Origin of the sequence: Pseudomonas aylmerensis (assembly GCF_001702265.1) — a bacterium.
Classification (GTDB): Bacteria; Pseudomonadota; Gammaproteobacteria; order Pseudomonadales; family Pseudomonadaceae; genus Aquipseudomonas; species Aquipseudomonas aylmerensis.
Genome location: NZ_MAUE01000004.1, coordinates 43,058 through 65,507 on the forward strand (window position 1 = coordinate 43,058; position 22,450 = coordinate 65,507).

Annotated in this window: 17 protein-coding genes; 11 read left to right on the forward strand and 6 right to left on the reverse strand. The window is 63.3% G+C overall.

What is annotated here, in order from left to right; genetic code table 11:
* Window positions 1-14 precede the first annotated feature (14 nt).
* From accB to BBG20_RS03510, 4 genes are all read right to left on the reverse strand, one after another.
* Window positions 15-479: an acetyl-CoA carboxylase biotin carboxyl carrier protein gene (gene accB / locus BBG20_RS03495; protein ID WP_065900279.1), complete on the reverse strand. Its 465-nt coding sequence runs from the start codon at window positions 477-479 to the stop codon at window positions 15-17.
* A gap of 24 nt (window positions 480-503) precedes the next feature.
* Entirely contained in the window at window positions 504-959 is a 456-nt protein-coding gene (aroQ, locus tag BBG20_RS03500) for a type II 3-dehydroquinate dehydratase (RefSeq protein ID WP_012721999.1), read from the reverse strand.
* A gap of 262 nt (window positions 960-1,221) precedes the next feature.
* Entirely contained in the window at window positions 1,222-3,183 is a 1,962-nt protein-coding gene (locus BBG20_RS03505) for a methyl-accepting chemotaxis protein (RefSeq protein ID WP_065900282.1), read from the reverse strand.
* Between the two features lie 53 nt (window positions 3,184-3,236).
* Window positions 3,237-4,907 (reverse strand): response regulator, encoded by a 1,671-nt coding sequence (locus BBG20_RS03510; RefSeq protein WP_065900285.1) that lies wholly within the window; start codon window positions 4,905-4,907, stop codon window positions 3,237-3,239.
* A gap of 387 nt (window positions 4,908-5,294) precedes the next feature.
* Here BBG20_RS03510 and BBG20_RS03515 point away from each other — a divergent pair, with 387 nt between their 5' ends.
* The 5 genes from BBG20_RS03515 to BBG20_RS03535 all read left to right on the forward strand — a co-directional run bounded on the left by BBG20_RS03515 (window position 5,295) and on the right by BBG20_RS03535 (window position 10,630).
* Window positions 5,295-6,272 (forward strand): DUF2333 family protein, encoded by a 978-nt coding sequence (locus BBG20_RS03515; protein ID WP_404940331.1) that lies wholly within the window; start codon window positions 5,295-5,297, stop codon window positions 6,270-6,272.
* A 2-nt stretch (window positions 6,273-6,274) separates the two neighbouring features.
* On the forward strand, window positions 6,275-6,811 hold the full coding sequence (locus tag BBG20_RS03520; RefSeq protein WP_065900389.1) for an NUDIX hydrolase: 537 nt from the start codon (window positions 6,275-6,277) through the stop codon (window positions 6,809-6,811).
* Between the two features lie 274 nt (window positions 6,812-7,085).
* The gene (locus BBG20_RS03525) at window positions 7,086-7,457 is read left to right on the forward strand and encodes a translation initiation factor Sui1 (RefSeq protein ID WP_065900288.1); all 372 of its coding nucleotides are present in this window, start codon (window positions 7,086-7,088) and stop codon (window positions 7,455-7,457) included.
* 211 nt (window positions 7,458-7,668) lie between these two features.
* On the forward strand, window positions 7,669-9,582 hold the full coding sequence (speA, locus tag BBG20_RS03530; protein WP_065900291.1) for an arginine decarboxylase: 1,914 nt from the start codon (window positions 7,669-7,671) through the stop codon (window positions 9,580-9,582).
* 154 nt (window positions 9,583-9,736) lie between these two features.
* Window positions 9,737-10,630 carry an alpha/beta hydrolase gene (locus BBG20_RS03535; protein ID WP_065900293.1) on the forward strand — a complete coding sequence of 298 codons (894 nt, stop codon included), beginning with the start codon at window positions 9,737-9,739 and terminating at the stop codon, window positions 10,628-10,630.
* On the opposite strand, the gene BBG20_RS03540 is transcribed toward BBG20_RS03535, so the two are convergent.
* Window positions 10,575-11,912, reverse strand: coding sequence for an MATE family efflux transporter (locus BBG20_RS03540; protein ID WP_065900295.1), 1,338 nt, complete (start codon window positions 11,910-11,912; stop codon window positions 10,575-10,577). The two genes, BBG20_RS03535 and BBG20_RS03540, sit on opposite strands and share 56 nt — an antisense overlap.
* A 224-nt stretch (window positions 11,913-12,136) precedes the next feature.
* Between BBG20_RS03540 and BBG20_RS03545 the strand changes: the two genes are divergently transcribed.
* The gene (locus tag BBG20_RS03545; RefSeq protein ID WP_065900297.1) at window positions 12,137-17,038 is read left to right on the forward strand and encodes an alpha-2-macroglobulin family protein; all 4,902 of its coding nucleotides are present in this window, start codon (window positions 12,137-12,139) and stop codon (window positions 17,036-17,038) included.
* Between the two features lie 135 nt (window positions 17,039-17,173).
* Here BBG20_RS03545 and BBG20_RS03550 read toward each other — a convergent pair whose 3' ends face one another.
* Window positions 17,174-17,467 (reverse strand): hypothetical protein, encoded by a 294-nt coding sequence (locus BBG20_RS03550; RefSeq protein WP_065900299.1) that lies wholly within the window; start codon window positions 17,465-17,467, stop codon window positions 17,174-17,176.
* Window positions 17,468-17,701: 234 nt separating this feature from the next.
* On the opposite strand from BBG20_RS03550, the gene pbpC reads away from it, so the two are divergent.
* The 5 genes from pbpC to BBG20_RS03575 all read left to right on the forward strand — a co-directional run bounded on the left by pbpC (window position 17,702) and on the right by BBG20_RS03575 (window position 22,439).
* A complete protein-coding gene (gene pbpC / locus BBG20_RS03555; RefSeq protein WP_107339024.1) occupies window positions 17,702-20,017 on the forward strand; it encodes a peptidoglycan glycosyltransferase PbpC in 2,316 nt (771 codons plus the stop codon).
* Window positions 20,018-20,158: 141 nt separating this feature from the next.
* Window positions 20,159-20,467: a MazG-like family protein gene (locus tag BBG20_RS03560; protein ID WP_065900301.1), complete on the forward strand. Its 309-nt coding sequence runs from the start codon at window positions 20,159-20,161 to the stop codon at window positions 20,465-20,467.
* A complete protein-coding gene (locus BBG20_RS03565; protein WP_065900303.1) occupies window positions 20,460-21,209 on the forward strand; it encodes a methyltransferase in 750 nt (249 codons plus the stop codon). The genes BBG20_RS03560 and BBG20_RS03565 overlap by 8 nt, the downstream gene beginning before the upstream one ends.
* A 24-nt stretch (window positions 21,210-21,233) precedes the next feature.
* Window positions 21,234-21,836, forward strand: a complete 603-nt coding sequence (locus BBG20_RS03570) for a DUF4136 domain-containing protein (protein ID WP_065900305.1) — start codon at window positions 21,234-21,236, stop codon at window positions 21,834-21,836.
* A 45-nt stretch (window positions 21,837-21,881) separates the two neighbouring features.
* A complete protein-coding gene (locus BBG20_RS03575) occupies window positions 21,882-22,439 on the forward strand; it encodes a DUF4136 domain-containing protein (RefSeq protein ID WP_065900307.1) in 558 nt (185 codons plus the stop codon).
* Window positions 22,440-22,450: the final 11 nt, after the last annotated feature.

Consider the following 22,450-nt stretch of genomic DNA (forward strand, 5'->3'; position numbering starts at 1 on the left):
AGGCGCTCCGCGGTTCAAACGATGGTGAACAGCGGCTGGTCGTACTCAACCGGCTGACCGTTTTCTACCAGGATGGATTCGATGACGCCGGCTTTTTCAGCGGTGATGTGGTTCATCATTTTCATCGCTTCGACGATGCAGATGGTGTCGCCCACTTTCACGGTTGCGCCGACTTCAACGAAGGCTGGCGAGGTCGGTGCCGGGGTGCGGTAGAAGGTACCGACCATTGGCGACTTGACCACGAAGCCGTTCAGCACTGGCGCAGCAGGTGCTGCTGGCGCAGCGGCGGCGGCAGGTGCGGCGGCCGGAGCAGCAGCGGCCGGAGCCGGCGCTTGCATTTGTGGCGCGTAGAACTGCTGGGCCGGGGTCTTGCTGTGACGGCTGATCCGTACGGACTCTTCGCCTTCCTTGATTTCCAGCTCGTCGATACCGGATTCTTCCAGCAGTTCGATCAGTTTCTTAACTTTACGGATATCCATGAATCATCAACTCCCAAGGGTCGGTCAGGGGCGCTTGGCCGGTTGTTCAAGCTGTTCCAGGGCGGCCTCCAGGGCCAGTCGGTAACCGCTGGCGCCAAGGCCGCAGATCACTCCTACCGCTACGTCGGAGAAGTAGGAGTGATGGCGGAAAGGTTCGCGTTTGTGCACGTTCGACAAGTGCACTTCGATGAATGGGATGCTCACCGCCAGCAGCGCGTCACGTAATGCAACGCTTGTATGCGTAAAAGCGGCGGGATTGATCAGAATAAAGTCCACGCCTTCGCCGCGGGCGGCATGGATACGATCAATCAGTTCGTACTCGGCATTGCTTTGCAGGTAGAGCAAATGGTGGCCGGCTTCACGCGCCCGTCGTTCCAGGTCGAGGTTGATCTGGTCCAGGGTGACTGCCCCGTAGACGCCCGGTTCGCGGGTGCCGAGCAGGTTCAGGTTGGGTCCGTGAAGAACCAGTAAGGTCGCCATCGGCTGTTCCTTGTTATTGATGTGGGTACGGCAGAACCCGGCGACTATGCCGCAAAGCCTTTGTGACTGTCCAGTTCTATGCAGTAGCCAGCACGATTACCGAGGATAGCGCGAAATTTGTGACTGTGAGGGCGAGTTCGGTCAGTGTGGGAGCTGGCTTGCCTGCAATAGCGGTGTGTCAGCACAGGGAGATGTCGCCTGGTTCACCGCCATCGCAGGCAAGCCAACTGCCACATTGGGTCGCAACCCACGTTGAGTCCGGTCAGACGCGAAACGCCTGGACCGCCGTGTTGAGCTGCCCGCCCAGCACCAGCAGGTGTTCGCCCTGGCTGCGGCCCTGGCCGATGCGCAGCAGATTGTCCTCGCCCAACTGGTGGATCCGCTCGCTGTTGTCGCGAATCTCACTGACGGCGCCACTCTGCTGCGCGGTCACATCGGCGATGCGCACGGCGGTGTCGGCAATGGTCTGGATCGCGCCGACGATTTCATCCAGCGCACCATCTGCCGCCTGGGCCTGCTGGGCGGTGGCTTCGGCGTGTTCGACCTGGGCGCGCATGCCTTGCACCGATTGGTGGGCGGCGCTTTGCAGGCCGGCGATCAGGCCCTGGATTTCAGCGGTGGCGCCGGCGGTGCGCTGGGCCAGGGAGCGCACTTCGTCGGCGACCACCGCAAACCCGCGCCCGGCTTCACCGGCACGGGCGGCCTCGATGGCGGCGTTGAGCGCCAGCAGGTTGGTCTGGTCGGCAATCGAGCGGATCACCGTGAGTACGCCGCCGATGGTGGCGGATTCTTCGGCGAGTTTTTCGATCATCTGCGCGTTCTGCTGCACTTCACCCACCAGCGCGTGCAGCCCGGTCAGGCTCAGGCCGATCACGCGCTGGCCTTGCTCCACCGCCTGGCCAGCACTCCGGCTGGCCCCGGCCGCCTGGCTGGCATCCCCGGCGACTTGCTGGATGGTTGCCTCCAGCTCGCCGAGCGAATCGCGGATCTGCGCGGTGTCCCCGGCCTGGCGTTCAGCGCCGTCGTGCAGGCCGCTGCTCAACTCGGCGAGGGCCCGGCTGCTGCCGGCGACCTCTTCGGCATTCCCGCGAATGGTGCCCACCAGGTCGACCAGATAGGCGCGCAAGCGGTTGAGGGAGGCTTCGATATCGTGCAACTCGCGGTTGGTCTTGCCCAAGGCAATCGGCTGGCTGAAGTCACCTTCGGCCCAGGTCGACAGGGCCGGCGCCAGGTTGGTCAGCACCCGTGCCAGGCGCCGTTGCAGGGTATCGATCAGCAGGGCAATCAGCAGGATCAGGCCGATCATCACGCCTTGCATCAGGCGCACTTCGCCCTGGATCTGGGCATGTTGCGCGCGCACCACCGGCTCCAGGCTGGCAATGGCCTGCTGTACGGCGGCGATTTTCAGGTGGGTGCTTGCGGCCAGGTCGGTGCGTTGCTGGATCTGTTCGCGGGTGCGCTTGAGTTCGCCGGGGTAGCGGGTGAGCAGGCTGTTGAGTTCGCGCTTGAGGTCGACGCCGGTGTCCTGGGTCTCGGTCTTCTCGGTGTTTTCCAGGCCCATCAAGGCAGAAAAGTCGTCGGCGCTGGAGTCGGCGCTGGCCTTGACGCCGAGCAATGGCAACGGCTCCAGCAGGTCGGCCTGGCTGCGGATATTGCCGACTTCACGCTCCACATCATCGGCCAGTTCCGCGCGCCCGCTGCTCACCAGCTTGTCGCGGGCCAGGGACAGTTTGCCCAAGTGCTGGGACGCGGCCAGCAACGGCGGCAGGTAACGCGCGGCTTGCGGCGAATTGACGCTCAGGGCGTATTGACCCAGTTGCTCCAGGTTCGCGCCCAGTTCGCGTTCGGCTTGCAGTAAAAGCGCTTGCGGGTCGCCGGCCAGCTTGCCGGCAGCCAGCAGGTCAGTCTTGCTGAAGGTATCCAGGTCCACCAGGCTGGGGCGCAGGTTCTGCGCGAGGTCGGCGGGCAGTTCATCCAGGTGCTGCAGCAGGTTTTCCAGGCTCTGGCTGGCGCTGCTCAGGCGCAGGGCATCGCCGCTGGCCAGGTAGTCGTCGATATTGCGCGCGGCCTGATTCTGAAAGGTCTGCGACAGGCCCAGGTAGCGTTCCATCAATAGATAGGGACGCTCCAGCGCGCGTTGCGACCACCAGAGCGTGGCCCCGAGGGCCAGGCACACAGCCACCAAGAGGAGGGTATTGAGATTGGTCAGCAGCTTCAGGCGCATGCGGGGTTTCAACCGACAGCAAAAGGTAAGTGCCTGAAGTTATTGCGTTTGCGTTACAGAGTAATGACGGAATCAGTCGATTCCGGTGAAAAGATGGCACTTTGCTTTGACGTGCGCGCCGCTTGTACGCGGTTGCGCCCGGCGTCCTTGGCGCGGTACAGCGCCTCGTCGGCCTGTGCGGCCATCATCAGGCTGTCGGAACCGTCGCACAGCTCCACCAGCCCGGCGCTGAAGGTGCACCACAAATCCTGCGGCTGGGCCGGGTAGTGGATTTCGGCAAAGCGCCCGCGAATTTCATCCAGCACCCTGCAGGCCGACTCCAGGTCGGTGTCGGGCATTACGATGGCGAACTCTTCACCGCCATAGCGCCCGATATAGTCGGTCTTGCGCAGGCGCTGCTTGAGAAACAGCGCCAGGCTCTTGATCACGCGGTCGCCCATGGGATGCCCGTGGCTGTCATTGACCCGCTTGAAATGGTCGATGTCGAGCATGGCAAAGCTCAGCGGCTTGTTCTCGCGGCGCGCACGGAAGCTGCAGTCTTCGAGCAATTGCAGGATGTGAGTGTGGTTGTACAGGCCGGTCAGGCTGTCGCGCACCATCCGCGCCTTGAGGTTGCGCGCACGGGCGGCGCGGTTGCGCACGGTGGTGATCAGGTGGCGCGGCTTGATCGGCTTGGTGAGGAAGTCGTCGCCGCCTTCGCTCATGGCGTCCAGTTGCTTGTCGAGATCGTCTTCGGCTGACAGGTAGATGATCGGCACGCTGACGTAGCGGTCGTTGTGGCGAATCACCTTAGCCAGTTCGGTACCGGTGCAGGCGGGCATGTACATGTCGAGGATGATCAGGTCGGGCTGGAAGTCCGCCAGCTCGGCCATGGCCTGGATCGGCTCGATCAGGGTGCGCGTGACGATGCCGGCACTGTTGAGCAGCCGCTCGGTGTGCAGTGCCTGGGCCCGCGAGTCATCGATGATCAGCACTTTATAGGGTTCGTACTGGGCGACGCAGGTGAGCACTTCGATTTTTTCCAGCAGGCTGGAAGCCTCCAGTGTTCCAGTGAGGAACTCCTGGCCCCCGGCGCGCACGGCGGCCAGGCGGGTCGGGGTGTCGGTTTCATGCAGGCTGAAAAACAGCAGCGGCAGCTTTTGCTCCAAGCCTTCCTGGGCTTCGGCGGCGAGCTTGAGGCCCAGGCCGGCGCCGCAGAAGTCCACGTCCATCACGATCGCCGAGGGCAGGCGCTCGGCCATGGCGGCGCGAAAGGCTGCCACGCTGTCCAGCGACTGCGCGCTCATGCCGAAGAATTCCAGCTGCTTGGCCAGGCGTTCGGCGCGGTCGTGATCGGCGAGCATCACGTAGATCGGCTTGCGCATCGGCGGCAGGAACGTTTGCTCGAGCTGGTCGCCCTGGCGCAGTCCGGTGCGGGACAGGCGCTGCATCAGGCGGTTGAGTTCAGTGATCAGGTGGCTGCTCAGGCGGCCACGGTTTTCGTCCACTGCCTTGAGGGATTCGCCGATGTGCACGGCGAGCTGGCTGTGTTCCGGCTGTTCGAAACGCTCGGCAAAGCGCAGCAGGCGCAGGTTGGCTTCGCTGAGTTCGGACAGGTCGGCGCCCGACCATTCGCTGCGTTGCAGGCGCTGCCAGATCTCAAGAATTTGACGTGCCTGATGAATTACCCGCTGGGCAAAATGCTGCTTGAGACGCTCACGGCTGGGGTCTTCTGGCTCGGTCATATCCTGACTACTAGTTAGGGTGCATGCTGAGGTCGACTGATGGCTCTATGCTAGCACCTCTTTTCCATGGGATGAGTGTCATATGTCAATTAACTGCGTGTCCCGGGTATTCAGTTATTGACCCGATGGTCGCGCAGCGTAAAAAACCTGCATCCTTTATAGTCGAACCTTCCTCGTCCCCCGTTTGATTAAAAGCACCGCACCGGCGGGCACGATGGGGTAGGGTTGTGGTCGGAGTGTTTGAACGCACCCGGACCATTGAAGTGCATGAACTCAAGTGATTGAAAGGATATCGCCATGCTGGACTGGAAAAACCGTGCAGGCAGTGCCAAAGGCCCCGCCCCTGAGCCCAAGTCGGCCAACCGCAGCTATTTTCGCACGGTGCTGATGAGCCGCGCCGTGCTGAGCGTGCTCGGCCTGTACCTGTTGGTCACCGGTGCCCTGGGTTGTTACTGGAGCGAAGAGCCGGCGCTGTTTCCGGTCCAGCAAAATGCGCAGATTGCCGCTGAAAAAGACGGCAAGCAGATGGTGGTGGGCTTCACCACCGTCGAAACCCTCAAGACCGTGGTCGGCACCCTGCTGAACAAGCCGGGTGGCTACATTTCCAACGACCGCTTCCCGCCGGGCCTGTGGATGGACAACATGCCCAGCTGGGAATACGGCGTGCTGGTGCAGGTACGCGACCTGACCCGAGCCCTGCGTAAAGACTTCGCCCGTTCCCAGTCGCAATCGGCGGAAGACGCTGACTTGGCCAAGGCCGAGCCGCGTTTCAACTTCGACAACAAGAGCTGGGTGCTGCCATCCAGTGAGTCGGAATACCAGGAAGGCATCAATTCCCTGAGCCGCTACGAGGCGCGCCTGTCGGACCCTAACCAGAAAGGCGCGCTGTTCTATGCGCGAGCCGACAACCTGAACAACTGGCTGGGCGATGTCGCTACCCGCCTGGGCTCGCTGTCGCAACGCCTGTCGGCCAGCGTCGGCCGGGTCAAGTTGAACACTGCACTGAAAACCGAAGCGCTGGCGCCGGGTGAAGTGCCACAGGTCGACGAAGAAGTGGTCGAAACCCCGTGGATGCAGATCGACAACGTGTTCTACGAGGCGCGTGGCCAGGCGTGGGCCCTGTCCCACCTGCTGCGTGCTATCGAAGTCGATTTCGCCGACGTCCTGGCCAAGAAAAACGCCACCGTCAGCGTGCGCCAGATCATTCGTGAACTGGAGGCCTCGCAAGAGCCTGTCTGGAGCCCGATGATCCTCAACGGCAGCGGCTTCGGCGTGCTGGCCAACCACTCGCTGGTCATGGCCAACTACATTTCCCGGGCCAACGCGGCGGTGATCGACTTGCGTCAACTGCTCAACCAGGGTTGATGATGGACGCTGCTCAAAACGAGGCCGCGCACCGTGCGGCCTCCGATGCCGAACTGATCTGCTGGGTCGACGAGCAGGACAACCTGCTCGGCCACCTGGTGCGGTCCGACCTGCGCCAGCGCGGCCTGATTGGCCGGTGCACGTTTATCTTCCTGTTCAATTCCAAGGGCGAGCTGTGCGTGCATCGGCGCACCCTGAGCAAAGCCCTGTATCCCGGCTTCTGGGACACGGCAGCCGGCGGCATGGTCGCGGCAGGCGAGTCGTATGCGGTGTCGGCCGCCCGTGAGTTGGAAGAAGAGCTGGGCGTCGGCGGGGTAGCGTTGGTCGAACATGACCACTTCTATTTCGAAGATGGCGACAGCCGGCTCTGGTGCAAATCCTACTCGGCGACGTGGGACGGGCCGCTCAGCCTGCAGCCCGAAGAAGTCATGGAAGCTCGCTTTTTACCGATTGAAACGGTCCTGCAGGAGGCCGAGCAAAAGCCCTACTGCCCGGACGCCCAGGAGGGCTTGCGCCGCTATCTGGCCTCGCGTCGCTAAAGTTGCATAAATTGGCGCCATTTGGCCCTTAGCAAGTCGCGTTTTTGCCGTTACACTGCGCGACTTTTCACCCGTACTACGATTGTTTCACCCGGGTATCACTGTAGGCGCCGGCTTGCCGGCGATGGCTATCTTTAGGACGCCATCGCTGGCAAGCCGGCGGCTACCGGTGGGGTTGAAACAGGGCGGTACGGTAGCGCTGCCCCTGCCTGAGTGGGGCTTCGCGGTCGGTCATTCTGATCGATCAGTCTTTGTCCTCCCAAGAGGATTGCCGGTGGCCAAAAAAGCCGCATCCTTCGCCGCCCTTGGTGGCCTGGTATTTTCCACCGACGCAGGTCGACACTGCCCGGACTGTCATCAGCCCGTGGATTCGTGTACCTGCAAACAGACCCTGATCCCTGAAGGCGATGGCATTGCCCGCGTGCGACGCGAGAGCAAGGGCCGTGGCGGCAAGACGGTGACGACCATCACCGGCGTGCCCCTGGCCGAAGATGCCCTGAAGGAGCTGGCCACGACGCTGAAAAAGCGCTGTGGCACCGGTGGCGCGCTCAAAGACGGCGTCATCGAGATCCAGGGCGACCACGTCGAGTTGCTGCTGGCCGAGCTGATCAAGCTGGGTTACAAGGCGAAGAAATCCGGCGGCTAGCAGCCTCTGTGAAACCCACCCCGACCGCCGGCTCGCTGAACGCGAACTGTCGTCTCCATGGGTTTCACAGAGCCTGTTCCTGACCGGTGTCTAAACTCTGTCCTGCGAGTGGGGTCTACCTTCCTTACAGGCAAATCGTCATTTTCATTCTTTAGACTGCGCCAGCCTCAGAGAGAGGCGGCGCCTTCGACTTCATTTATAGGGGACTTCGATGTCCGTACGACGCACACGCAAAGACGATGGCAGCCAATGGACAGTTGCGGACAGCCGCAGTGTTTACGGGATCCGCCATTGGGGGGCCGGGTATTTCGCGATCAATGATGCCGGTCGCGTTGAAGTTCGTCCGAACGGCCCGAACAGCACGCCCGTCGACCTGTACGAGCAAGTAGACGAGCTGCGTAAAAGCGGCCTGTCCTTGCCGTTGCTGGTGCGTTTCCCCGACATCCTGCAAGACCGCGTGCGCCAGCTGACCGGTGCCTTCGATGCCAACATCGAGCGCCTGGAATACCAGAGCCAATACACCGCGCTGTACCCGATCAAGGTGAACCAGCAGGAGGCGGTGATCGAGAACATCATCGCAACCCAGAACGTGTCCATTGGCCTCGAAGCCGGCTCCAAGCCCGAGCTGCTGGCCGTGCTGGCCCTGGCGCCGAAGGGCGGCACCATCGTCTGCAACGGTTACAAGGACCGTGAGTTCATCCGCCTGGCGCTGATGGGCCAGAAGCTCGGCCACAACGTGTTTATCGTGATCGAGAAAGAATCCGAAGTTGAGCTGGTGATCGAAGAGGCTGCCAGCCTCAAGGTCAAGCCGCAGGTCGGCCTGCGCGTGCGCTTGTCGTCCCTGGCGTCGAGCAAGTGGGCGGACACCGGTGGCGAGAAATCCAAATTCGGCCTGTCGGCGGCGCAGTTGCTGTCCGTGGTCGAGCGCTTCCGCGCTGCCGGCCTGGACCAGGGCATCCGCCTGCTGCACTTCCACATGGGGTCACAGATCGCCAACCTGGCCGACTACCAGCACGGGTTCAAGGAAGCCATTCGTTACTACGGCGAGCTGCGCAACCTCGGCCTGCCGGTGGACCACATCGACGTCGGCGGCGGGCTGGGCGTGGACTATGACGGTACCCACTCGCGTAACGCCAGCTCGATCAACTACGACATGGACGACTACGCTGGCGTGGTCGTGGGCATGCTCAAGGAATTCTGCGATGCGCAGAGCCTGCCGCACCCGCACATCTTCTCCGAAAGCGGCCGCTCCCTGACCGCCCACCACGCCATGCTGGTGGTGCAGGTCACTGACGTCGAGAAGCACAACGACGACGTGCCGGAGATCGAAAACAAGGAAAGCCTGCCGGAAACCGTGCAGTGGCTGGTGGACCTGCTGGGCCCGACCGACATCGAGATGGTCACCGAGACCTACTGGCGTGCCACCCACTACATGAGCGACGTGGCCACCCAGTACGCCGATGGCAAGCTGACCCTGGCAGAAAAAGCCCTGGCCGAGCAGTGCTACTTCGCCGTCTGCCGCCGCCTGCACAACTCGTTGAAAGCCCGCCAGCGCTCGCACCGCCAGGTGCTGGACGAACTCAACGACAAGCTGGCCGACAAGTACATCTGCAACTTCTCGGTGTTCCAGAGCCTGCCGGACACTTGGGCCATCGGCCAGGTACTGCCGATCCTGCCGCTGCACCGTCTCGACGAAGAGCCGCTGCGCCGCGCGGTCCTGCAGGATTTGACCTGCGACTCCGACGGCAAGATCAAGCAGTACGTCGACGAGCAGAGCATCGAGACCAGCCTGCCGGTGCACGCCTTGAACGAAGGCGAGGACTACCTGCTGGGTATCTTCCTGGTGGGGGCCTACCAGGAAATCCTCGGCGACATGCACAACCTGTTCGGTGACACCGACTCGGTGAACATCTACCAGCGCGAAGACGGTTCGGTGTACAGCGCCGGTATCGAGACCCACGACACCATCGAAGACATGCTGCGCTACGTGCACTTGTCGCCGGAGGAGTTGATGACTCACTACCGTGACAAGTGCGCCAGCGCGAAGATCAGCGCCAATGAGCGTACGCAGTTCCTGGACGCGTTGCGCCTGGGCCTGACGCGGTCTTCGTACCTGTCTTCGTAACTGAAGTGACCCGGCTCAAATGTAGGAGCCGGGCTTGCCCGCGATGGCGGTGTGTCAGTGTGCAATGTGGGGTCTGACACTCCGCTATCGCAGGCAAGCCAGCTCCCACATTTGGATCTTCATCAGGTAGTACCTTCTATGTGAGGTCTGGAAGATGTCGAGCAAATGGCTGCAAGCCTTCACCCTGGCATTCGCTGCCTTCCTCGCAGCCTGCTCGCCCATCAAGGTGCTCAACGCACTCACGCCCTCCAGCACTTTCACCAAAACCTCCTCCGTCGCCTACGGCGATGATCCCCGCCAGAAACTCGATATCTACCGCCCGGCCAATGCTTCGCCGAACGCCCCCGTGGTGGTGTTTTTCTATGGTGGCAGCTGGAACAGTGGCTCCAAGGATGATTACGGTTTTGTCGGCGAAGCCCTGGCCTCGCGCGGCATTGTGGTGGTGATCGCCGATTATCGGCTTTACCCGCAAGTGCGTTACCCACTGTTTCTTCAGGACGGTGCCCAAGCGGTCGCCTGGACGTATCAACACAGTGCCGAATACGGCGGCGATCCCCGCAAGCTGTATGTGATGGGCCACAGTTCCGGCGCCTACAACGCCGCGATGCTGGCGCTGGATGCGCGTTGGCTCAACGAAGCGAACCTGTCGCCGTCGATGCTCAAGGGCTGGATCGGTCTTGCAGGTCCGTATGACTTTCTGCCGATTGAAAACCCTGACGTGAAGCCGGTGTTTTTCTTCCCCCACTCACCCCCGGACTCCCAGCCGATCAACCATGTCAGTGCCGGCGCGCCGCCGAGCCTGTTGATCGCCTCTTCGTCCGACACACTGGTCAACCCCACGCGCAACACCGGCGGGCTGGCTAACGCGTTACGGGCGGCCGGTGTGCCGGTGGAGGAGTTCTACTTCGGCAAGACCAACCACCAGACGCTGGTGGCGGCCATCTCCAAACCGTTGCGCTGGCTGGCACCGGTGCTGGATCGGGTCGTGGATTTCATCCAAGCCACTGATTCTGCCGATTCAGGCGCCAGGCAATCGCCCACAACGTGAGGCTGCGCAATGCCATGAACAGCAGGAAACTTATCCACAGGCCGTGGTTGCCGTAGCCCTGCAACAGCCACGCGAACGGCAGCAGGATCAGCACGGTCAACAGCATCCCATTGCGCATTTCGCGCGCACGCGTGGCGCCGATAAAAAGGCCGTCCAGTAAATAACTCCACACCGCAATCAATGGCAGCACCGCCAGGTATGGCAGGTAGATGTCAGCCGTTTCACGCACGCTGGGGATGTCGGTCTGCATTGCGATAAACAGGTGCCCGGCGAACGTGAACAGCAGGGCGAAGCCGACGCTGGCGATCAGCGACCAACCGCAGGCGACCACCAATGAACGGCGCAGGGCCTGGCGATCATGCGCGCCGATGGCGTGGCCGCACAGCGCTTCGACTGCGTGGGCCAGGCCGTCGAGGGCATGTGCGGTCAGCAGCAGGCCGTTGAGCAGCAGTGCGTTGGCGGCCACGGTGGCGTCACCCAGGCGTGCACCTTGCACAGTGATCATGAAAAACACCGATTGCAGCGCCAGGCTGCGGATAAAAATATCGCGGTTGACCGCCAGCAGCGGCCGCCAGCTTTGCCACACCTTCAGCGCAGCCCAGGCGATGTGACCGGGGTAGGCGCGCAGGGCTTTTTGCGTCAGGACCAGGCCGAGCAGGGCGCCGGTCCATTCTGCAATGACCGAGGCGCGTGCGGAGCCGACCACGCCCCAATCCAGGCCGAGTACGAACCACAGGTTCAAGGCGATATTCACCAGGTTGGTGGTCAGCAGGATCGCCAGCGGCGCGCGGGCGTTTTGCGTGCCGAGGAACCAGCCGACCAGCGCGTAACTGGCCAGCGCGGCGGGCAGGCCAAACAGGCGGGTGTGGAAGAAGTCGCGAGTCAGTTGGTTGAGTTCGGGCGACGGTTGCATCCACTCCAGCGCCAGATGGCTCAGGGGGATGCCGACGGTTCCCAGCAGCATCGCCAACCCCAGTGCCAGCAGCAAACCCTGCAGCAGGATTTGCCGCAGCGCCGCTCCATCATTACGCCCGGCGGCCTGGGCGGCGAATCCGGTGGAACCCATGCGCAGGAAACCCATGGCCCAGGCGAGAAAGGTGTAGAGGCTGGCACCGACAGCCACCGCGCCGAGTTGGTGGGCGTGCGGCAGGTGGCCGATCACCATGCTGTCGACCAGTGCCACCAGCGGCACCGAAATGTTCGACAGGATCATCGGCGCGGCCAGGGCCCAGACGCGGCGGTGAGTGGGGCGGTGGCGCCAGTCGGTGAGCAGGGAATTCATGGAGGCTCCTACGGGGGAGCGGCATTGTAACTGTCCGCAGAACGAATGTCGGCGCCGGCAAGCCGGCTCCTACAGGGGGTTGGTGTTGGTTGTGGGATTTGGCTGGGCTTGAGCCGTTCAAGAACCAAACTGCCCTCCGTCGGTCAATGTGACCAGCGCCACATCGGCTTGGCTGGCGCTGATATATAGTTCACCCCTCGGATCCCTCTCACTACGAGTGCCCCATGCTTAACAAAGGACTGTTCCTGGCCTGTGCGCTGGCCCTGCTGAGCGCTTGCGACTCTTCCGATAAACCGGCAGCCCCGGCCGCTCCAGCAGCGGCGACGAGTACCGCACCGAAGCCGGCCAAGGCGGCGGTGGATGTGGCGGCATTGAAGCAGCGCTATGCCGGGCGTGAGTTGAGTGTGGTGGACGTCTCCGAGGTGCAGCTGGATGGCGCCAGCACCCTGTCGGTGAGCTTTTCGATTCCACTGGATCCCGAACAGAAATTCGCCGACAAACTGCACCTGGTCGATGCCAAGTCCGGCAAGGTCGATGGTGCCTGGGAACTCTCCGATAACCTGATGGAGCTGCGCCTGCGCCACTTGGAGCCGCAACGCAAACTGGTGCTCACGGTCGATGCCGGGGTTAAGGCGGTCAACGACAACACACTTGCCGCCGAATACAGCGCGCGCCTGGAAACCCGTGATCTGCAAGCCACCGTCGGCTTCGCCAGCCGTGGCACCTTGCTGCCGACGCGCCTGGCCGAAGGCTTGCCGGTGATCGCGCTGAACGTCGACAAGATCGACGTCGAATTCTTCCGGATCAAGCCTGAATCGCTGCCGTCGTTTCTCGCGCAGTGGGGCCGCAACTCCAGCCTGCAAGGGTATGAATCGCGCGAACTGCTACCTATGGCCGACCTGGTCTACGGCGGGCGTTTCGACCTGAAACCTGCGCGCAATACCCGCGAAACCCTGTTGTTGCCGATCGCCGGCCTCAAGCCATTGCAGCAGCCGGGCGTGTACCTGGCGGTAATGCGCGCCTCGGGCACCTACAACTATTCGCAGCCGGCCACGTTGTTCACCTTGAGTGATATCGGCCTGTCGGTGCACCGCTATGCCAACCGCCTGGATGTGTTCACCCAGGCGCTCGAAGGCGGCAAAGCCCTGGACGGCGTCGACCTCGAAGTGCTGGATGCCAATGGCCGGGTGCTGGGCCAGGGCAAGACCGAGAAGGGTGGTCACGCCGAGTTGCCACTGCCGAAAAAAGCCCAGGTGCTGCTCGCCAAGCAAGGCGAACAGACCAGCCTGCTGCGCCTCGACAGCGCCGCGCTGGATCTGGCCGAGTTCGACATCGGCGGCCAGCCGTCCCACCCGTTGCAGTTCTTTGTGTTCGGCCCGCGCGATTTGTATCGCCCTGGCGAAACCGTGCTGCTCAACGCCCTGCTGCGCGACAAGGATGGCAACGCGGTCAAGCCGCAGCCGGTGAGCGTCGAAGTGCGTCGCCCGGATGAGCAGGTGAGCCGCAAGTTCGTGTGGGATGCCGATGCTTCCGGCCTGTATCAATATCAACTGCAACTGGCGGGCGAAGCGCCGACCGGGCGCTGGCAATTGGTATTCGACCTGGGTGACGGCAAGCCGCAGCTGTATGAGTTCCTTGTCGAAGACTTCCTGCCCGAGCGCCTGGCCCTGGAACTCAAGGGCAGCGACACGGCCCTGAGCCCGGCGGATAACCCGGTCATTCACGTCAATGGACGCTACCTCTACGGCGCGCCGGCCTCGGGCAACCGGGTCAGCGGCCAGGTCTATGTGCGCCCGCTGCGTGAAGCGGTCAAGGCACTGCCGGGCTACCAGTTCGGTTCGGTCACCGAGGAAGAGCTGAGCCAGGATTTCGAGTTGGACGAAAGCGTCCTCGATGCCAAAGGCCAGGAAGACCTCACCCTGGAAAGCAAATGGGCCGACGCCAAGTCGCCGCTGCAATTGATCGTGCAAGCGAGCCTGCAAGAGTCGGGCGGGCGCCCGATCACCCGGCGCCTGGTGCAGCCGATCTGGCCGGCCGAACAGCTGCCGGGCCTGCGCGGGTTGTTTGACGGCAAGGAAACCAACGGCGACGGCCCGGCGGAATTCGAAGTGCTGGTGGCCAATCAGGACGGGCAGAAACTCGCCGCGCAAAACCTCAAGGTGCGCCTGGTGCGCGAGCGTCGTGACTACTACTGGAACTACTCCGACAGCGATGGCTGGAGCTATCACTACAACGAAAAATTCCTCAACCTCGACGAACAGACCCTGAACATCAAGGCCGGCGACACCGCCAAGGTCAGCTTCCAGGTGGAGTGGGGCCCATATCGCGTGGAGGTCGAAGACCCGCAGACCGGCCTGGTCAGCAGCCTGCGTTTCTGGGCCGGTTACCAGGCCCAGGACAATACCGAGGGCGGCGCCGTACGGCCCGACCAGGTCAAGCTGGCGTTGGACAAGCCTGCGTATGGCGACGGCGATACCGCCAACGTCACGGTCACGCCGCCGGCTGCCGGTAAAGGCTACCTGCTGGTGGAGTCCGCCGAAGGGCCGCTGTGGTGGCAGGAAATCGACGTGCCGGCCGAAGGCAAAAGCTTCGCGGTGAAGCTCGACCCGAAATGGTCACGCCATGATCTGTATGTGAGCGCGCTGGTGATTCGCCCCGGCGAGCGCAAAGCCAATATCACCCCTAAACGCGCGGTGGGCCTGCTGCACCTGCCGCTGGACCGCACCCAGCGCAAACTCGGCGTGACCCTGACCGCGCCGGAAAAAATGCGTCCCAAACAACCGCTGACGGTAAAGATTGCCGCGAAGAATGCGGACGGCAGCGTGCCCAAGCAGGTGCACGTGCTGGTGGCCGCGGTGGACGTGGGCATCCTCAATATCACCGAATACCCGACACCGGACCCGTACTCCAGCCTGTTCGGTCGCAAGGCCTATGGTGTCGACCAGTTCGACATCTACGGCCAGTTGATCGAAGCCGGACAGGGCCGCCTGGCCAGCCTGGCCTTCGGTGGTGACGCGGCGCTGGCCAAGGGCGGCAAGCGTCCGGATACCAGCGTCACTATCGTTGCGCTGCAAAGCGCACCGGTGACCCTGAATGAGCAAGGCGAAGGCGAAGTCAGCGTCAATATCCCCGACTTCAACGGCGAGTTGCGCCTGATGGCCCAGGCCTGGAGCGATGACCGCTACGGCATGGCCGAGGGCAAGACGGTGATTGCCGCACCGCTGATTGCCGAACTGTCGGCTCCGCGCTTTCTCGCCGGAGGTGACCAGACCACGCTGGCGCTGGACTTGTCCAACCTGTCGGGCAAGGCGCAGAAGCTGGAGGTACAACTGAGCGCCGAAGGGCAATTGGAGCTGGTCAACAGCGGCGCGCAATCCATCGAGCTCAAGCAGGGCCAGCGCACCACGCTGCGCATCCCGGTCAAAGCCTGGGGCGGCCTGGGCCAGGGCAAGGTCAAGGTGACCGTGAATGGCCTGGACCTGCCCGGCGAAAACCTGCCGCCGTTCAGCCGCGAATGGACCCTGGGCGTGCGCCCGGCGTATCCGGCATTGCTCAAGCATTATCGCGCGGTGCTCAAAAGCGAGCCGTGGAGCCTGCCCGCTGGCACGCTGGAGCAGTTCGATGCGTCGGGACGCGAGGCGTTGCTGAGTCTGTCGAGCCGACCGCCGTTGAACCTGGGTGCGCAGATCAGTGCGCTCAAGGCCTACCCCTATGGATGCCTGGAGCAGACCGCGAGTGGCTTGTACCCCTCGCTCTACGCCGACGACGCTTTGCTCAAGCGCCTGGGGGTGAAAGGCGAGCCGGATGCCGCGCGCAAGCGCAAGATCGAGCTGGGCATCGAGCGCCTGCTGGGCATGCAGCGCTACAACGGCAGCTTTGGGCTGTGGGGCGCCGATGGTGAGGAAGAGTATTGGCTGACCGCGTATGTCACTGACTTCCTGCTGCGCGCCCGTGACCAGGGCTTTGCAGTACCGCCCGAGGCCTTGAAGAAGGCCAGCGAACGCCTGCTGCGGTATGTGCAGGAACGTAACCTGATCGAAGTCGATTACAGCGACAACGCCGACCACACGCGTTTCGCCGTGCAGGCCTACGCCGGCATGGTCCTGGCGCGCAGTCAGCAGGCACCGTTGGGCGCGCTGCGGAGTATTTTCGAACGACGCAGCGAAGCACGTTCGGGGCTGCCGCTGGTGCAGCTGTCCATCGCCCTGCAGAAGATGGGCGATCAGCCGCGCGCCGACCAGGCGCTGCAGGCGGGGCTGGCAACCCAGCGCAGTGCCAATGAGTGGCTGGCCGATTACGGCAGCCCGCTGCGCGACCAGGCGATGATCCTGGCCTTGCTGGAAGAGAATGACCTGGCCAAGGGCAAGCGTGAGGAGCGCCTGTTCACACTGTCGGATCAGTTGGCGGCCAGCCCTTACCTGTCGACCCAGGAACGTAACTCGCTGTTCCTGGCCGGGCGTCTTGGGTTCGCGCAGCCCGAGGCGAACTGGCAGGTGTCGCTTACCGGCAGCGGCGGTGTGCAGGCGTTGAATAACCAGCAGTCGACCCTGGCGCTGGACGGCAAGCAGCTGTCCAGCGACCTGACCTTGAGCAATCAGGGTGACACGCCGGTGTACCAGCAACTGACGCTGTCGGGTTATCCACAAGTGCCACCGGCAGCCGGTGGCGACAACCTGAGCATCCGCCGCGAATACCTCGGCATGAACGGTCAGCCGCTGAACCTGCGTACGCTGAACAGCGGTGACCTGGTGCTGGTGCACCTGGCGGTGAGCGCCAAGCAACGGGTGCCGGACGCGTTGGTGGTGGACTTGCTGCCCGCGGGCCTGGAGCTGGAAAACCAGAACCTGGCGCAAAGCGCGGCGAGCCTGGAAAACGCCAGCAGCCAGGTCAAGGAGTGGCGTGAGTCGATGCAGAATGCATCGCTCAAGCACCAGGAATTCAGGGATGACCGCTATGTGGCGGCGATGAACCTCGACGGGTATGGCACCACGCACCTGCTGTACCTGGCACGGGCGGTGACGCCGGGGACTTACCGGGTGCCGCCGCCGCAGGTGGAGTCGATGTACCGGCCGAACTGGCAGGCGGTGGGGGAGACGCCGGCGGATCTGGTGATCAAGGGGCGTTGAAGGTCTCGACCTGAAATGCGCACTCAATGTGGGAGCGGGCTTGCTCGCGAAGGCGTAGTGTCAGTCAGCGTATTGGGTACTGACCCAGCGTCTTCGCGAGCAAGCCCGCTCCCACAGGGGTTTTTGGTTTTTGGTTTAGTGGACGACCCAACTGAGGAGCCACAGGCCGAGCATCAGCCAAATGATGCCGAAGATGATCGAGGCGCGCATGAAGGCGCGTACGGCTGAGTACAGGAAGAGCAGGCCGACGATCAGGGTGAGGATGCTGATGATCGACGTGTCCATGCCCAGCGTGCGCGACAGGCCTTCGATAAAGTTGCCGCCCGCGTGGGTCAAGGCGCCGAACAACCCGCTGAGCCCGTCGACGATAAAGCGGATGACGGAGCCGAGCGCCTGGCCCAACCATTCGAAGAAGCTTTCTACCTGCATGAGTGTGTCCTGATAAGAAGGTGGGCGTATCTGTGCGTTGGTTGTTATTGCGACAGGCTAGTTCCGTGAAGCATAGAGGTTTGCAGGTTTAATAATGGGTTTCCTTTGTTTTTGGTGTACGCATTTCAGTATGGGGGCTGACTTGTCGGGTCGCCGCCTTGCTGCGAGAGCGGTGGGCCTGTGACGCATTTACCCACTGAACCAACGCTATCGCCGGCAATCCGGCTCCTACGGGTGTTGCGTTGGGGCTTGGGCGCCGTGGTGTTGCTGGTGGCGCTGCTGTGGCTGGCGGATCGGATCTGGCCGTTGCCGCTGCCCGAGGATGACCTGGCGCGGGTGGTGCTGGCTGAGGATGGCACGCCGTTGTGGCGGTTTGCCGATGCCAATGGTGTATGGCGCTACCCGGTGCAGACCGGCGAAGTGTCGCCGTATTACCTGGACGCATTGCTCACCTACGAAGACCGCTGGTTTTATCAGCACCCCGGGGTGAACCCGTTGGCGCTGGTGCGGGCGACGTGGCAGAACCTGACGGGCGCGCGCGTGGTGTCCGGCGGCAGCACCTTGTCGATGCAGGTCGCGCGCCTGCTCGACCCCCACTCGCGGACTTTCCACGGCAAGCTGCGCCAGTTATGGCGCACGGCGCAGTTGGAGTGGCACCTGTCCAAGGAACAGATCCTCAACCTGTACCTGAACCGCGCGCCGTTTGGCGGCACGTTGCAGGGCGTGGCCGCCGCCAGTTGGGCGTACCTGGGTAAATCGCCGGCGCAACTGACGCATGCCGAAGCCGCCCTGCTCGCGGTGTTGCCCCAGGCACCCAGCCGCTTGCGTCCCGACCGTCACCCGCAGCGCGCCCAGGAAGCCCGCGACAAGGTGCTGCGTCGCCTCGCCGAATTCCAGGTATGGCCGCAGCCGGCGGTGGACGAAGCCCTCGAAGAACCGTTGCTGCTCGCCCCGCGCCTGGAACCGAGCCTGGCGCCCTTGCTCGCTCGACGCCTGAACCGTCCGGACAGCCCGCCGCTGATCCGCACCACCCTGGACGCCACCCTGCAACGCCGGCTCGAAGACCTGCTGCTGGGCTGGCGCGCGCGCCTGCCGGAACACACCTCCGCCGCCATCCTGGTGGTGGAAGAGGAAACCATGGCCGTGCGCGCCTACCTGGGCTCAGTGGATATCAACGATACCAAGCGCTTCGGCCATGTGGACATGATCAGCGCGCTGCGCTCGCCAGGCTCCACGTTGAAACCCTTCCTGTATGGCATGGCGCTGGACGACGGGCTGATTCATTCCGAATCCCTGTTGCAGGATGTGCCCCGACGTTACGGCGATTACCGGCCGGGCAACTTCTCCATGGGGTTTACCGGCGCGGTGCCGGCGAGCACGGCGCTGTCCAGCTCGCTGAATTTGCCCGCGGTGCAGTTGTTGGAAGCCTACGGGCCCAAGCGCTTTGCCGCGCAGATGCGTATCGGCGGTGTGCCCTTGGCCTTGCCGGCGTTGGCAGAGCCCAACCTGGCGTTGATCCTGGGCGGCGCGGGCAGCCGCCTCGAAGACCTGGTCAGCGGCTACAGTGCCTTCGCCCGGGATGGCAAGAGCGCCACTCTCCGTTTACAGCCGGACGATACGCTGAGAGAACGGCCAATGTTGTCGCCAGGATCCGCCTGGATCATCCGCCGCATCCTCAGCGGCCAGGCACGGCCCGACCGTGACCCGCGCGCCGAACTGGTACAGCGCCCGGTATTGGCCTGGAAAACCGGCACCAGCTACGGTTTTCGCGATGCCTGGGCGATTGGTGTCGGGCCGCGCTATTTGATCGGCGTGTGGATCGGCCGCCCGGACGGCACGCCGGTGCCGGGGCAGTTCGGCCTCGCGTCGGCGGCGCCGTTGATGCTGCAGGTGCACGATGTACTGACCAACCGCGACAGCCAGCGCGGTATCAGCGCAGCGGTCAAACCGGTGCCGGCCAATGTCGGCGTGGCCGCGATCTGTTGGCCACTGGGCCAGCCCATGAGCCGCAGCGACCCTAATTGCCGTCGCCAGCGGTTTGCTTGGACGCTGGACAACACCACGCCGCCGACCTTGCAGGCGTTGGATCAACCGTTGAGCGTGGGCTTGATGGAAAGCGTCTGGGTCAATGCCAAGGGCCTGCGAGTGGATGCCCATTGCCCTGGCGCGGTGGCGAAAAACATAGCCTTGTGGCCGGCGCCGCTGGAACCCTGGCTGCCCAGGGTGGAGCGTCGTGAAGCGCGGATTCCGCCGGCCGACCCTGATTGCCCGCCGCCGGCCTTGGCCGCTGCGTCGCCGCTGTCCATCGTCGGCGTGCGCGAAGGTGACCAATTGCGCCTGCCGGCCGCCAGCCAACAAGCTCTGCGCTTGAAACTCTCCGCCCTGGGCGGCAGTGGCCGGCGCTGGTGGTTCCTCAATGGCGCACCGTTGGGTGACAGCGCCAACCAGGAATTTATCAATGCCAGCTTCGAGCACCTGGGCCGCTACCAGCTCAGCGTTCTCGACGAAGCCGGACAGACCGCCCGGCTCGAATTCAGCGTCGTCGACTGAACTGCCATCGCCGGTAAGCCGGCGCCTACAGGGGAATGCATGCCAAACCGTAGGAGCCGGCTTGCCGGTGATAGCGCCCCAAAGGTTCACTTGCCTTCAAAGCCATTCCCCCCGAAGCTATCCACCTTCAGGAGCCCCCGCATGAACCTCGAACACCTCACCGAACGCCTGCACCGCATTCGCGATACCAACGACTGGAAGCAGTTCCACAGCCCGAAAAACCTGGCCATGGCCGCCAGCGTGGAAATGGCCGAACTGGTCGAAATCTTCCAATGGCTGACCGAAGACCAGTCCCGCCAGTTACCTGCCGACGCACTCGCCCACGCCGGGCAGGAAGTCGGCGATATCGTGCTGTACCTGTTGTTGCTGTGCAGTGAGCTGGGCCTGGACATGAACGAGGTGGTGCGCGCCAAGCTGGCCGACAGTGAACGGCGGTTCGCCCATGAGTGACCGCCATTTCGACCAGTTGGCCACGCGCTTCGCCGAAAAGATCTACGGCGGCGCCAAAGGCGCGATTCGCCTGGCGGTACTCCAGGCCGACCTGGCCGAAGCGCTGCCTGGCCGCCCGCTGCGTGTGCTGGATATCGGCGCGGGCCTTGGGCACATGTCGCTATGGCTGGCAGAGCTCGGTCATCAGGTGACCCTGGCCGAACCCGCCGAGCCGATGCTCGAGGCCGCACGCCAACGGTTTGCCGAGGCCGGACAAACGGCGACCTTCATCCATGCGCCCTGGCAAGACCTGCTGGGCCAACTGACCGAACCCTACGACCTGGTGCTGTGCCATGCCGTGCTGGAGTGGTTGGCCGAACCCCACGCCATCCTGCCGGTGCTGCACCAGCTCACGGTGCCTGGAGGCTGGCTGTCGCTGGCGTTCTACAACCGTGATGCGCTGATTTATCGCAATCTGCTCAAGGGCCACTTCCGCAAAATGCGCAGGAATGACCTGGCCGGCGAAAAGCAGAGCCTGACCCCGCAACAGCCGCTGGACCCACGTGAGTTGGCGGCGCAACTCGAGGGGCTTTGGCAGGTCGAAAGCCAGAGTGGCGTGCGGGTTTTCCACGACTATATGCCGGTGGAATTCCAGGCCCGCGCGGATTTACAGGACCTTGTAGAGATGGAGCTCGCTCACCGTCGTCACCCAAGCTTTGCCGGACTTGGGCGTTATTTGCACTGGATCTGCCGTCCGGTATAAGCGGCCCAGTCTGCGGAGGTCGAAATGCGTCGTCTCTGTTTGATCCTGTTGTCCCTTGGGCTGGGCGCCTGTTCCAGTCCCAACCCTTATGTGGCTGCTTCAGCGCCGATCCCGCCCGCCCCCGCGCAGGCAGCCAACACCTTCGATGCCAGCGCCTACCCGGCGCCGGTGCGTGACTATGGCGCCTACCGCAATTGGGCCTGGCGCAACGGCCAACTGCCGGCCGGCACTGCCTGGGCGGATTCGGCGCAAATTGCCGAGGCGGTCAGCGGCGCCCTTGACCAGCGCGGCCTGCGGCCCTTGCACGACAGCCGTCCGGCGGACCTGTTCGTGAGCGCCGATGTGCGCCTGGAGAAGCGCCTCAAGCAAGTCCAGGATGACTACGGCTATGGTTACGGCGGCTACAACCGCTATGGCAATGGTTACGGCATGTACAACTCCGTGCCGATCGTGCGCACCTATGAAGTCCAGGTGGTGGTGGTTCGCGTCAATCTGTTCGATGCCCGCACGGGCCAGCCGGTGTGGAGTGCCAGCGCGGAAACGGGCAGCCAGGGAAGCCTCAGTGAGCGGGGAGATGCCTTGCGCCAGGCGGTGCAGAAGGCAATGACGGCCTATCCTCCGAGTTAACAGCTATTCTCATTTCAAGTGCAGGTCGCTCTTTGGAGAACAACCATGTTTCGTCGTATCGCTACGCTCGCGTTTGTTGTGCTGCTGGGCGGTTGCCAGAATACCCAGGTCAACCACGATTTTGATGCCAGCCGGGACTTCGGCGCCTACCGCAGCTGGGCCTGGAAAGACCCGGCGCTGCAATACCGCCCGGATGATCCACGGATCAAGAGCGACCTTACCGAGCAACGCATTCGGCAGGCGGTGGGTGAGCAACTCGACCAGCGCGGCCTGCGCCCGGCTGCGGCCGGCACCAAGGCTGACTTGAGCGTGCAGGCCTATCTCATCGTCGAGGACCGCCAGCAGCAAGTCACCACCAACTACGGCGGCGCCTGGGGTGGCCCCTGGAATGGCTACTGGGGCGGGCCGATGTACAACGAAACCCGCAACGTGACTTACAAAGTCGCCACCATCCAGATCGATCTGCTCGACGGCAAGGACGGCAAGCTGGTGTGGCGCGGCAGTGACGAGCAAATGATGGCCACTTCCCCAAACCCGCAGGACCGCGACAAAGCCATCCGTACCACGGTCAATCGCGTCCTCTCCAGCTATCCCCCTCACTAAAACCACTATCC